General features: G+C 50.1%; 12 protein-coding genes. 7 read left to right on the forward strand and 5 right to left on the reverse strand.

Features of this window, described 5'->3' with window-relative positions; all coding sequences use genetic code 11:
* From JL719_RS10040 to JL719_RS10050, 3 genes are all read right to left on the reverse strand, one after another.
* On the reverse strand, positions 1 to 2,184 hold the full coding sequence (locus JL719_RS10040) for a RelA/SpoT family protein (protein ID WP_020482114.1): 2,184 nt from the start codon (positions 2,182 to 2,184) through the stop codon (positions 1 to 3).
* A 5-nt stretch (positions 2,185 to 2,189) separates the two neighbouring features.
* Complete coding sequence (gene rpoZ, locus JL719_RS10045) at positions 2,190 to 2,429, reverse strand: DNA-directed RNA polymerase subunit omega (protein WP_033156558.1); 240 nt, start codon at positions 2,427 to 2,429, stop codon at positions 2,190 to 2,192.
* Positions 2,430 to 2,904: 475 nt separating this feature from the next.
* Positions 2,905 to 4,356, reverse strand: coding sequence for a M48 family metalloprotease (locus JL719_RS10050; protein ID WP_033156557.1), 1,452 nt, complete (start codon positions 4,354 to 4,356; stop codon positions 2,905 to 2,907).
* Positions 4,357 to 4,483: 127 nt separating this feature from the next.
* Between JL719_RS10050 and tusD the strand changes: the two genes are divergently transcribed.
* The 7 genes from tusD (at position 4,484) to JL719_RS10085 (ending at position 9,339) form a co-directional block, all read left to right on the forward strand.
* Complete coding sequence (tusD, locus tag JL719_RS10055) at positions 4,484 to 4,873, forward strand: sulfurtransferase complex subunit TusD (protein WP_033156556.1); 390 nt, start codon at positions 4,484 to 4,486, stop codon at positions 4,871 to 4,873.
* Positions 4,874 to 4,880: 7 nt separating this feature from the next.
* A complete protein-coding gene (gene tusC / locus JL719_RS10060; RefSeq protein WP_033156555.1) occupies positions 4,881 to 5,237 on the forward strand; it encodes a sulfurtransferase complex subunit TusC in 357 nt (118 codons plus the stop codon).
* A gap of 91 nt (positions 5,238 to 5,328) precedes the next feature.
* Positions 5,329 to 5,913, forward strand: a complete 585-nt coding sequence (locus JL719_RS10065) for a PilZ domain-containing protein (protein WP_033156554.1) — start codon at positions 5,329 to 5,331, stop codon at positions 5,911 to 5,913.
* 41 nt (positions 5,914 to 5,954) lie between these two features.
* The gene (birA, locus tag JL719_RS10070; RefSeq protein WP_033156553.1) at positions 5,955 to 6,944 is read left to right on the forward strand and encodes a bifunctional biotin--[acetyl-CoA-carboxylase] ligase/biotin operon repressor BirA; all 990 of its coding nucleotides are present in this window, start codon (positions 5,955 to 5,957) and stop codon (positions 6,942 to 6,944) included.
* Complete coding sequence (locus tag JL719_RS10075) at positions 6,941 to 7,681, forward strand: type III pantothenate kinase (protein WP_033156552.1); 741 nt, start codon at positions 6,941 to 6,943, stop codon at positions 7,679 to 7,681. The genes birA and JL719_RS10075 overlap by 4 nt, the downstream gene beginning before the upstream one ends.
* A complete protein-coding gene (locus tag JL719_RS10080) occupies positions 7,678 to 8,433 on the forward strand; it encodes a hypothetical protein (RefSeq protein WP_033156551.1) in 756 nt (251 codons plus the stop codon). The genes JL719_RS10075 and JL719_RS10080 overlap by 4 nt, the downstream gene beginning before the upstream one ends.
* Positions 8,434 to 8,826: 393 nt before the next feature.
* Positions 8,827 to 9,339: a hypothetical protein gene (locus JL719_RS10085; protein WP_033156550.1), complete on the forward strand. Its 513-nt coding sequence runs from the start codon at positions 8,827 to 8,829 to the stop codon at positions 9,337 to 9,339.
* Positions 9,340 to 9,520: 181 nt separating this feature from the next.
* Here JL719_RS10085 and JL719_RS10090 read toward each other — a convergent pair whose 3' ends face one another.
* Positions 9,521 to 10,156: a hypothetical protein gene (locus JL719_RS10090; protein ID WP_033156549.1), complete on the reverse strand. Its 636-nt coding sequence runs from the start codon at positions 10,154 to 10,156 to the stop codon at positions 9,521 to 9,523.
* Between the two features lie 238 nt (positions 10,157 to 10,394).
* The gene (locus tag JL719_RS10095; protein WP_129871380.1) at positions 10,395 to 12,545 is read right to left on the reverse strand and encodes a hypothetical protein; all 2,151 of its coding nucleotides are present in this window, start codon (positions 12,543 to 12,545) and stop codon (positions 10,395 to 10,397) included.
* Positions 12,546 to 13,101: the final 556 nt, after the last annotated feature.

The following is a 13,101-nucleotide window of genomic DNA, read 5'->3' on the forward strand; positions in this document are numbered from 1 at the left end:
CTATGCCTTGATGCGGGTAATTTTTAAAACGATGGAAAGTTTTTTCAGCTTACGGATGATATTGGCCAAATGCACGCGGTCCTTCACGGCCAGGGTTAATAAATCCACCGAGACCCGGTCGTCCTGGCTGACCACGGTAATGTTTTCGATATTGGAATCCATGCTGGAGATGGTCGAGGCGATGGTGGCCAGCGAACCGCGTTGGTTTAACAATTCGATACGGATTTCGGCGGGGAATTCGCCGCTGGCTTCCGGGCTCCATTCCACATCCAGCCAGGTAGTCTGTTTTTTTCTGACTTCATTGCTGTTACGGCATTCGTGATGATGAACGACGATGCCCTTGCCGGGGTTGAAGAAGCCGATAATCGAGTCGCCGGGAATCGGCCGGCAGCATTTGGCAAGGCTGACGACGATGCCTTCGGTGCCTTTGATAATTAAAGGCGTTTTATGCGTCGATTCGTTGTCGTCGAGTTTGACGGCGGCGTTCACGTCGGTTTGGCTGATGCGTTTGGCCACCAGGAAGGGCATGCGGTTACCCAAGCCGATGTCTTCCAGCAACTCGTTCATCGAGTGCTTTTTCAAGACCTGTAACACCTGGATGATGCGGGTGTTATCGACATTTTCCAGTTGAATACCCAGGCTCTGCAGTTCTTTTTCCAGCAGGCGGCGGCCCAGATTGATCGCTTCCTGCTGGTTGAAGTTTTTCAAATAGGCGCGGATGCAGCTGCGTGCCTTGGCGGTGGTGACGTAGTTCAGCCAAAGGGGATTCGGTCTGGCCCAAGTGGCGGTGATGACTTCCACCGTCATACCGTTTTCTAGTTTGGTTTGCAGCGGCACCAGTTTCTTGTCGATGCGTGCCGAAATGCAGGCGTTGCCGACATCGGTATGTACCAGGTAGGCGAAATCGACGATGGTCGCGCCGCGCGGCAATTTGATGATTTTGCCTTTGGGGGTAAATACGAAAACTTCTTGCGGGAACAGATCGACTTTTAAGTTATCGATGAATTCCAGCGAATCGCCGGCGGATTTTTGGATTTCCAGTAAATCGCGCAGCCACTCGTTAGCGCGCGCCTGGATGGTCTCACTTTTATCGTTGTCGGATTTATATAGCCAATGCGCGGCAATCCCCGATTCCGAAAGGCGGTGCATTTCGTGGGTGCGAATCTGAATTTCGATAGGTACGCCGTAAGGGCCTATCAATATCGTGTGCAGCGACTGATAGCCGTTGGCTTTCGGCAGCGCGATGTAGTCCTTGAAGCGGCCGGGAACGGGTTTATATAAATTGTGCACGCAGCCTAAAGCCCGGTAACAGTCGTCGACCTGATGGCAATAAATGCGGAAAGCGTAGACATCAAAAACGTCGGTAAAGGAAATCCGTTTGCTGAGCATTTTTTGATAAATGCTGGCGATGTTTTTTTCGCGGCCCGCCACTGCACCGTCCAAGTTGGATTCGTTTAGACGATTTTGGATGGCATTCTGGATGGTGTCGATGATTTCCTTGCGGTTGCCGCGCGATTTTTTCACGGCATTATTGATGGCCGTGTAGCGGTTGGGGTAGAGCGCTTTAAAGCCCAACGATTCCAGCTGATGCCTGACATCGTTCATGCCCAGCCGATTGGCTATAGGGGCGTAAATTTCCAGCGTTTCCTTGGCGATGCGGCGTTTTTTATCGACCGGCATATTGCCCATGGTTTGCATATTGTGCAAACGGTCGGCGAGTTTTACCACGATTACGCGCAGATCTTGCGCCATGGCTAGGAACATTTTTCTGACGTTTTCCGCTTGCGCTTCGGCGCGGGAACGGCTGTCGATCTTGGAGAGTTTGGTCACGCCATCAACCAGTTCAGCCACTTCGACGCCAAACTGTTCCCCCAGTTGTTCCTTGCTGATAGGGGTGTCTTCGATGACATCGTGCAGAATGGCCGCCATGATGCCATGGTGATCCATGTGCATGCTGGCCAGTGTGATCGCCACGGATACCGGATGACAGATATAGGCTTCGCCGCTCCTGCGGAATTGCCCGGAATGCGCGGCCGCACCGAAATGGTAGGCGCGGATCACATCGTTGATTTGTTCTTGGTCGAGATAGCTGCGCAGGATCTCGCAGAGCTGGTGAAGAAGTTTTTCTTCAGGATGCTCGATAGCAGGTAGCGCTGGTGCGGGTTTGACAGCTATCTCGGGCATGGGTGTTAGATTTCCAGATGGGTTTCCGAAACGTAACCTGCGCGATGCAAACGGTCGATATTTTCTTCGTTGACAAAGCCTGCGGCTATTTCACGAAGTGCCAGCACAGTGTCTTTATCTTTGCCGCGTGGAACGAATTCATCGGCGCCTTTTTCCAACTGCCGTGCTCTTTTGCTGGCGAGTAACACCAATTTGAAACGGTTTTCAACATTTTCCAAACAATCTTCAACGGTAACGCGTGCCATTATTAAACCTTATCTGAGTTTGCGGGGGATCTTTGCCCGGTAGACTGTAACAGTATCGAGCGGACAAGGCTGAATTATAAGATAAATGGCGCACTTAGGCCAATCGAGGCTGCAAGCGGCTAGGTGGAGAAAGTAAAACGACAGGCAATAAAAAGCCCGCTATACGCGGGCCCGTCCTGTTTGTTGTAATTATTATTGTTATTGTGTTGGACGCCTGCCTTAGGGCAGTTTAGTCAAGCAATTACTATTTTATAGTTATTATTATCAGCCGTTTTACAGGCTGTTTCCCTCCCCCCTCAAAGATGCAACCCGTTAAGGTTGAATGCACTCCGTATTCAAGGTGGGCGCAGTGTATTTTAAAAAAAACCGGGTGTCCAACAAAAAAATCAGTTTTATTTCGGGAAATGGTTTTGCCCCGAAATTAATTTTCTTAAACAAAAACTTAGCTCGTATCAGGTTTTTCTAATGTTTGAAATTAGCGTTCCATTCGGCGCGATTCTTCCTCGCTGAGAAAGAAATTTAGCCGTTCGTTGAGGATGGCTTGTAGCTGAAAGCTGAGATCAGTCTGTTGTTTTGCCAATCTGATTTGCATGATCGCCGCTTCGGTTTCGCCGCTAGCGTAATAGTACTCGGCCATGTAGCGATGCGATTCCCCGGGCTGTTTGAGGTCGGCGAAAATCTGTGCGAGTAGTTCGTAATAATACGCCTGGTCTTTCTCGCTATCCGACAAGCTTTGTAACACTTGTTTTGCGCGTTGCGGTTGAGCGTTCTTGACCAGGCTGCGGGTATATTGAATTTTTAAGGCGTCATTGCTGGGGAAGGTGTTAATTGCTTTCTCAAATAATTTGCCGGCTTTTTCGTAGTCGTGCGCATCCATCGCTGTGCGGGCCAGCGCGGAGATATATTGCGGTTGCGACGGATATTGCTCGGTGAGTTTTTGAAAAATTTCGCTGGCTGCGGCGTATTGTTGATTTTCCAAATATACCAAGCCCATGCCATAGCGGGCGACAGCTCTTTGTTCCGGCGTGCCTTGCATTTCGAGCGTGGTGAAATGCTGTAGCGCGGTGCGTTTGTCCTGCGCAGTCAGCACGGTAAGCTTGGCCTTCGTCAACAAATACGCTAATGAATCCGGATATTGCCGGTAGGGATAGATTTCCGCTCTGCCGCGGGTGTCGGCCACCCGATTTTCCGATACCGGGTGGGTTCTTAAAAATTCAGGTACGCCTTTGCCGTAATAACGGGTGGATTGCTGTAAGCGTTCGAAAAAAGTCGGCATGCTGCGCGGGTCGTAATTGGCGCCTGCCAGGGTTTGCATGCCCACCCGGTCAGCTTCTTTTTCGTGGTCGCGGGTAAAGTCGATTTGAAACTGAATATTGCCGGCTTGGATTGCCATTAAAGCCGCTTGACCCATATTGGGTGACTGGGTGCCGATTAAAATGGCCGCTAACGTGGCGGCGACGGTTGGGATCGACAATTTACTGGCTTTTTCAATCGATCTGTATAAGTGGCGTTGAGTAACGTGGGCAATCTCGTGAGCCATTACAGACGCCAGTTCGCTCTCCGCTTCGGTCAACAGAATCAAGCCGGAATTGACCCCGATGTATCCGCCCGGGCCGGCGAAGGCGTTGATATTGGGGTCCATCACGACAAAAAAGTGGAAGGGATTGGACGGCGTGTCGCTATGTGATGCTAATTGCCGACCTATGCTTTGGATATATTGCTGAATTTCCACATCCTGATTAATCTCGGCTTGTTGATGCAAATTACGAAAAAATGCTTCGCCGAATTCCTTTTCCTGAGCGGGTGAAATGATGGCCCCTGCCGAATCGCCCATGTCCGGCAGTTGGATTTTTTCGATGTCCAAGGCTCGCGGCGACGGACAGAACAGGATCAGGCCAAGGCTGAAAATAAGAGGCTTAATTGTCATGGAATCTCGGACTGGAAGCAGTAAGTTTGGTTCAATGGCGAAACAATGCGCGGCAAAAACGGGCAGCTTGAACGTGCTCGTATTAAAATAGGCCGAATATTGAATTTAACGATTATTTTACAGCGCGATGAAATATGCCGTACAAGTTAATGCCAGTCCTTACGCCAGCAATGCCGGCCTGAACGCCTATCGGTTCATTCAAGCGGCGTTGGCGGTCGAGCACCAAATTCTGCGAGTATTTTTTTACAAGGAGGGTATCTATCATGCTTTCCGTTATGCCCAGCCGCCTGAGGATGAATTTTCGATTTCTCGACATTGGTCGGCTTTGGCTGAGCAATATGGCGTGGATTTAGTGGTATGCATCTCCGCGGCGCAGCGCCGGGGGTTATTGTGCCTTGATGAGGCGGCGCGGCAGGGTAAGCGGGATGACGACACGGCGCCGGGGTTTCGGATAGCCGGTTTAGGACAGTGGCTGGAGGCGACTCTGCTGGCTGATCGCAGTATTGTCTTCGGTTAACTGTGCCATGAAACGCTATCTATTCATCATGCGCCGCTTGCCTTACAGCGGGGGGCATCTGCAAGAAACTCTGGATGCCATTTTGACTGCTGCGGCCTTTGATCAGCACGTCGCCTTGCTTTTTGTCGACGATGCCGTGTGGCAATTAAAAAATCAGCAGCAACCTGGCGGATTAGATTTAAAGGATACCTCGGCAATTTTTCGGGCCTTGCAAATATACGACGTTAACGATTTGTACGTAGAGGAAGAATCCTTGCAACTGGCCGGACTCACATCCACCGATCTAATCTTGCCTGTCGTCAGTCTGCCGCGTGTCGAAGTTAGCCGCTTGATGCATCGTTACGACCTTATTATTTCCGATTAACGCTGCGGAGTTAAACAGTTGAAGCCGCTTAAGCTAAAATTCTTTATTCGTAATATTTACCCCACTTAAGTAGACCGAGGACGAGCACACCATGGCGGATGAAATTGAAGAAAAAAGGCGTTATTTTCGAGTCAACGACACGATAAATCTGCTGCACAAAGTCATCGACAAAAAAAATGTCGACGCCTTGAGTCATGTCTCTAATGATGTATTGGGCAATTGTTCATTGACCTCTGCCTTGGACGTGTTGGCGCAGGAAGCTCGCATGTTGTCGCCGCGCCTGGAAAGGCGCGATCCGGAAATGTTTGAATATCTGAAGATCATCGACACCAAAATCAACTTGATTGCACAGGCGATCAGCGCACAGAGCGAAGAGTTTTCCGAACACGATACCCGAGACGTCAGTCTCAGCGCCACTGGGTTAGCTTTTAGCAATGAAACACCTATAGCGGTTGGCGAACTGCTGGAATTGCGGATGCTGCTGACCTCGTGTATGGCGGTGATCGTGGCCTACGCGAATGTCGTCCAGTGCAAGGATATTTCCGGCGAAAGCCCGGAGCGGCCGTTCTTTATCTGTGTTGAGTACGTCAATCTCAAAGAAGACGATAGAGAGCTGTTAATCAAGCATGTCGTCAAGAAACAATTGCAACAATTGCGTGATAAAAACGAGTTTTAGCGGCGTAGTCCGGCTGTACTGCGCGTTCGACAGGTTGGCGATTGATCTCTCCTAAACTTAAACAACTTTTACATGTCCTGGCGGACGGCCAATTTCACTCGGGGACCGAATTGGCGGGCTTTCTGGGCGTGAGTCGTTCGGCGGTATGGAAACACTTAAGTGCGTTGTCCGAATTCGGTATCGAGTTACTAGCGGTATCGGGCAAAGGTTACCGTTTGCAAAGCCCTTTACAGTTGTTGGACGAGCAACAGATTGATCAGCACTTGGGTGGCCATGCTCGATCCTTGCTGGGTGAACTGGAAATTCACGACGAGATTCACTCTACCAATACTTATTTATTGGATAGGGCGCGGCTGGGTGCCGGCATCGGCTCGGTCTGTTTGGCCGAACGGCAAACCGCGGGGAAAGGGCGGCGCGGTAGGTATTGGGTTTCGCCGTTTGGTCACAATATTTATTTATCAATTTTGTGGCGTTTCCAGGGTGGGCCGGCTGCGATCAGCGGATTGAGCCTGGCGGTTGGGGTAGCGGTAATTCGCGCGTTGCGAGGTTTCGGGATTGTTGATGTGGGTTTGAAGTGGCCGAACGATATTTATTGGCGACAACGTAAATTGGCGGGGATTTTGATTGAGGTGTCCGGGGAAAGTAGCGGGCCTTGCCATGCGGTGATAGGTTTGGGTTTAAATGTGTATTTGCCGGTGCATGAAGGTCAGGCCATCGAACAGGATTGGGTCGATTTGCACGGTATTTTGGCCGAGTCGGTTCATGGTCAGCGCAATCGGCTGGTGGGCGAGTTATTGAATCAGTTGCTACCGGTGCTGGCGGATTACGAGACCCGTGCACTGGGGCATTATCTCGACGAATGGCGTAGCTACGATTGCATGCAAGGCAAACAGGTCGATATTTTTATGCACGAGCAGAGCTTTAGCGGCGTGGTGGCGGGCATCGACGATCAAGGTCTGTTGTTGCTGGAACTCGCCGACGGCGAAACCCGAGTGTTTGCGTCCGGCGAAGTCAGTTTTCGGCGCTTATGATTTTACTGGTCGATATTGGCAACTCACGTCTGAAATGGACCCAGGCAGAGGCCGGTGTGCTGAAACCGACGATGTTTATGGATTATCGCCAAGCGGATTTTCCGGAACGTTTGCGTGAGTTTTGGCTGAGTATCCCCGCACCCAAGCAAGTGGCTATGGCGTCGGTATCGGAAAATGCTCTGACCGTTTTATTGGGCGACATGGCGCGGGGACTATGGCCCGGTGTAGAGCTGATCATGCCGCAGTCTTCGCAAACAGCTTTTAACGTCAAAAATGCATACGCTGAGCCGGAGAAGTTGGGGGTGGACCGCTGGTTGGCATTGCAGGCTGCGCATCGTTATTATCCTGGGGATACCTGTGTTGTCGATTGTGGCACCGCCATCACAATAGATTTCATCGAGAGCGATGGCAGGCATCTGGGCGGCTTAATCAGTCCGGGGTTGTTGCTGATGAAAAAATCCTTGGCAAACAATACCGCTGCGCTGCCGTTTAGCGAAGACCAGGCAGAGACAAGTTTGGCGGTTGTCACGGCGGCGGCTATCAATAACGGTACCTTGTTAGCCGCGGCTGGTCTGATAGAGGCGGCCTTGGCGCGTCAGCCCAAAGCCTATCAGTTAGTGTTGAGTGGCGGCGATGGGGAGATGTTAGCGCGGCATCTGGCCGTTCCAAGCATTGTAGACGGCGATTTGGTCTTTAAAGGCTTGCTCAATTATTGCCAAAACGACAAAGCCTTATGAAGGTGCTGTTTTTTTTGTTATGTCTGCTGAATGTGTTGTTTTTTTTCTGGAAGCTACATTTTGGTGCGCTGACGCCATCAGTCGAGCCGGTCACTAATATTCCGGCCTTGCTAACGGTCAGAGAGAGACAATTGGCACGGCGTGGAGCACAAATTTCTGCTTATCTGGACAATGCTGCCGCTGAATTGCAAGCCAAGCAAGTGGCGGATATTTTGCAGCGCTTAAACCCGCCTCAAGTTGTTTTAGTTTTTAAAACAAGCCCTCATACGCCTAAGCCAACTGGTTCAGACAGGCAGAAAACCGCGATCCATCATTGCTATGAGGCAGGGCCGTTCAGCGATCAGGACGCATTGCGGCGATGGGCCAATACTGCGCGTTTAACTGAGTTCAAAGCCGTAAACAAGTCAACTATGGTTTCTTCGGACTTTCAGGTTTATTACCCGGCTGGAAAAGATGCCGAACAAACCCGTATCAATAAAATGATGCTAAAGGCCAAAGGATTTAACGATGTCTGGCCGGTAACCGATGGTGATATCAAAGGGGCAATATCGCTCGGCGTGTTCAATGAGCGGCAGCGCGCTATGCTATTTAAAAACCAGTTGGCCGAGCAAGGCGTCAAAGCGGAAATTAGGCAGCGCAATAAACTCCGGGATGAATTGTTTATTCGGTTCGTCGGGGGGCAGAGCGCTATTTTCAAGAATGTTGGCTATACACGAGTGGCCGATATAGACTGTGGCAATGCATTGAAATAGGCGCCAGACGCTGGCCGCATTTGCTACAGACGCTATGACGGTCGTTGCGCCGGATGAGGCTAATTTAGTTTCATCCGGCTTTTTTATGTCCGAAAAAATTACTTTAACGCAGTTCAAAAGGTGTAACGCACCGATTTGGTGACTTTTTTAGGCAAAAGGCAAAAATCACTCGTAACGTGTCGGTAATATTTACACTTTGCAATTTTTGCTCTTATAACTTATTGAAAAAAAACATAATTAATTGTGGCATTGTATTTGCTTTATTCTGTATGGGTGGGTGTTTATATATATCCACCCCCCTTCTTAGTTGGGATTGAGGAACAATTTTGACTAAGGAGTAAGGTGGTCAAAAGGATGACCAATTGTTAACGTTAATTTAAATGGGGAATATCCATGAAAACGCTTTTATCTTTAAAACTTTGGCTTGCTGTTTGCCTATTTGCGGTTTCGACTGTAAGTTCGGCAGGCATCATTTGGGAATCTACTGACGGCGATAGCAATTTTATCTCCTTCGGTTCTAGTTCATTCCCATTTACTTCAAGTGACACCTTCGGTATCTTTTCTGCTACCGCTGATCTGGCTATTGATGCACCTGTTTACACCTTTAACGGTGTAGGCACGTTTGCTTCTGCTAGCCCTTTCAAATTGGGTCTGTTGACAGCGAGCGGTTGGGTTAGCGAAGCTGGTAACTATGAATTGGGTGCCCCTAATACGTTCTTGTTGACCTTTGTAAAACCAGGCGTAGTCACCAGCAACTTGAGCTTTCTGTTTGGATTCGATCTGAAAGCTGCTGCGAATCAAAACCCTGTCACTAGTGTACCTCTCCCTGCATCGGTATGGTTTATGACAAGTGCTTTGATGGGCTTCCTGTATACCGGTCGTCGTAAAGCGGCCGTTCAAGCTTAAAAATTTTTGAGCTTTTTAAACCGGATGGAGTCGTTCTCCATCCGGTTTTTTTACGTCTGTTGAAAATCTCCGAGTACCTTTAGTTTCCCGCATGGCGGGAGCTTTTAAATCGCTTAGTGAATCATTATGGCCGTTGAGCTCCCGCTTTCCCGGGAGCGACGATTGATAAACAAGTGAGCAATTAATGGTCTTTCTTCACTGCTTTTCTGCTTAAGAACACGCCGACAGCGCTACCGAATAACCAAATTGGTGCGGGCAGCGGAACTGGCTGAACAGAGCCTGACACGGGTTTAAACGACACTAATTTCAACAAATCGCCATTCAGAAAATCGTTGTTCGCCGCCAAGGTAAAGTAGCCGGAGCTGGTCGGCGCGGAGGAGCCGGCTTTGGCGTAAAGGTTAAACTCACCCGCGCCGCCGTCCCATCTAGCGCTTTTCCCCCAACCGCCACCTTGCGTCCACTGGCCTATCAATTGTTGGTTAAAGTCCAGTGTTTCGCCTGCGCTATCCCAGGTGGCAAAATCGAAATCCGTCATCTGAAATGTGCCGTTTCCCAAGCCTCCCGTGGCGTTGGACACAGTTAATGTGAAAGCCTTGATTGCGTCATTGTTGCTGAAATCGAGAAAAGCCGAGCCTGGATTGGGAATGAGTTGCTCATCCAGGCTGATAAGGCCTTGCGCAGTGGCGGCGTTTCCGAATGCTAAGCCGCTGTAATCGAGACTAAAAGTAACTATTGCGGCCTCGGCGTTGCCGGCCGCACATAATGGGATAAGTACGGTCAGGCCGGTTTTTAAAAGTTTGTTGAGTTGCTTATTCATCGTTGTTCTGGTTTATATTGAAAAAGAGACTACGCCGGCCCGGCGGGTAGGGCGTTGCCGGGCGAGTGGATTTTGCTAATCCAGCCTTTAAATTCCCTGGCGTTGCTACGCCCGTAAAAACGGGAATCCGGTTCCTCTCCTGTGCGTCGGCTAGCGCAGGAGAGGCTTTGTTTAAAGCTTAGGCGAACAGCTTGCTGAAATGCCGGGATTGGAACATGTCCGTCCCGGCCCGCAGATGCTAACCGCCGCTGACTATCATGCTTCGTGCCTGATTCTTTAGGTTTATCGCGTTTTGCATGAGCGTTGTGCGGTTTGGATAAAGCTTGTTCGTTGCCTGTGTTTCGTAATAGAGCGCTTGCTGCAGTTTGTCTAACGCATCCGGATAGGGATTAATGACAGCTTCCTTAAGTACGTCGATAGCGTCCTGAGTATCGGCAATTGCCAATTTCAAGGTTTTGACGCTTTGGTCACCGTTCAACGTAATCGCTTTTTGATCCAAAAGATTGGAGCTGCGGATGTTTTCCAGCACGTTGATGGAGCGCAGGAACAAGGCAACGGCAATCACTTGCGACGAATCCAGTTTGCCTTGGCGGTTGGCTTTGCTGGAGGTGAATGCACCCGGAGAACTGTTAAATGCATCCGAGCTGTAAAACGCTACGGTCTCTTCCAGCGTGGTCACGCTGTTGTTGTGAAAGAACGGCGCGGTATCGGCAGCTTCTATCAGCGATGGCGTGTTAAAACGATTCAATCCCTGATGTCCCGCTGGGCGCGTCGTGGTGCCGGCCGGTGCGACACTGCCGTCGCTGTAACAGGTTTCGTTAAAGTTCGGGCCGCAATCGGTTTGTAGCGTTTGTCCGAAACCGCCATCGTAGGCCAGATTTGGATCGGCTAGATGATGCAACTGGTCGCGCATGCGCTCGACGCCGGTGTCGCGCGTTGGATTGGCATTGGTGGTGGAGCTGATGCCGCCGGCGTTGGAGTGGCAGCCGTTGCAGTTGCCGGTAGTGCCGAATAACACCGTACCATCCGCAAGTTTGGGATTGTTTTTGGTGTTGAACAACAGCAAGCCGTTTTGCACCAGCGGCGACTTGAAATACATATTGGCAAGATTGATTTCTTCGCTGCGGCCCAGGGACAGCATATAAGCTTCCAACGCATCCAGCTCGGCTTCGGTAGGCATTCTAAAGTCGATGTTTTCAGCGCGAATCAGGGTTTTGGGCAAATGCTGTTTGATAGCCCCCTTGGCAAAATCTCGCAGCGATCCGCCGTCGGGTGCGCCGTCTCCCGACCAACCGATAGCATGCGTATGTGTACCGGATTGCTGTGCTTCGGGGTCGTGAGCGTTGAAATAATCCGTATCCTGAGTGAATTCGCCGTTGCCGTAGCCTGGGTTGATGGTTTTTTCAAAGGTTAAGGTGTTGGCTATACCCAGCAGATGCGACGAGCTACGCAGTACCGGTGGTCTATCGAAGCCATCGACATTGGCCACGAATAAGCCAAACTGTCTGAGCAGCGCAGGTTTTTCCAGATCGGCTAATACCGGATTGGTTTCGGCTACAAACAGCGGATCGGTTTTCGGCAGCTTGGCGATGTAACTGGGATCGATGGTATGGTTGTTGTCCGGCCTGTGGCAGGTGGCGCAGGTACGACCGTTGCCGTTAAAGGTTTGTTCGGTAAACAGCTGTTGCCCGGCGGCGATCAGTTGTGTCAGTTGTTCTGGAGAGGTGGCAGCCGAGGCAGTCACAGCCGCTTGCGCGGTTTTGGGTAATAAAAATTCGAACGCCGCTTGTGCGGGACGGGCGTTCTTTTCTGTCGTTACGGAGCCAATCGTTGCCGCCGGCCAATAGCGCTCGGTGTAATATAGCCGTTGCAGTAAGCTTGGCGAGCCGAATAACAGGCCGCCGGTTTGCGGTGTCTCTCCGGCCTTGGCAATCGCGACGGCATCCATCGTAAAGCCGGTGAAGCGGTCGCGGTCCAGTTGGGTTGTCAGTAAGTGTTTATTTTCATGGGCTGACAATGGGCCAATTTTGACCGCTTTGTCGTTTAGGTTATTGCCGGATTTGTGATTATCCAGCAGCCAAACATCGTATTCTTCTTGATTGGATAAGCCGCTGACCGCCACTCTTAATTGGCCATTCACCAGATTCAATGCCGCTTCACCATTGGCAACGGTAAATTGCCTGGATTGCGCTCGCGAAAAACCCAAGCCGACACGCAAAACCTCTAAGTTTCCTTGTTGTTCGTGCGCACTTTTCCAGCGCTCGTAGACTTTACTTAACGCATCGACATTGCCGTGGCCGGTGAAAGGGGCTTCCGGTTTGGGGGTGAGAGCGTAGCCCAAGGCGATTGCGGCGACAAAAGCCAAAGGAATTTTTAATTGTTTTTTCATGCTTATAATCCTGGGTTGAGCTAAATAAGGCTGATGCGGCGGACAACGACGGGATTTGATAGAAAGCACGGTTCCGGATGTTTCTGATCATGGTAACCAATTAAATTGTGTTCCAGCGCGGCATCCCCCAGGCAAAAGCAATAGCTATGCCTGATTGTGTTTTATAGTTAGCCGATAGAAAAAATCCATATAAAACAATGATATGAGCTTGTTGAGTTCTGGTTTTATCAGACGTGAACAAGCATGAGCGGGTCGCTAGATGATTTTTTCGATATGTCAAACTTCTAGCTTTCGGATAAATGGGTCATATGCCTTATATCTGTGTTATATGACACAGTCATTTAGATTGTCGACGCTGAAAGTACTTTAAGCTTTCGCTAAACAGTATGTTTTAGAGGCTTTTGACAGGAAATATTTTTTTGTATTGCAAATTCCAGCATGATTCCTCCGGTTTTTTGGTGTGGACTCCTCCGGTAGGCGCGTTTTGGCTATTTAGCGTGTCGGAAAATGGGTTATTTACCTTAAATTACAGATGCTGGAAGTTCTGCGGTCGGAC

It is taken from the genome of Methylomonas sp. LW13, from assembly GCF_016865255.1.
In the GTDB taxonomy this organism is placed as follows: Bacteria; Pseudomonadota; Gammaproteobacteria; order Methylococcales; family Methylomonadaceae; genus Methylomonas.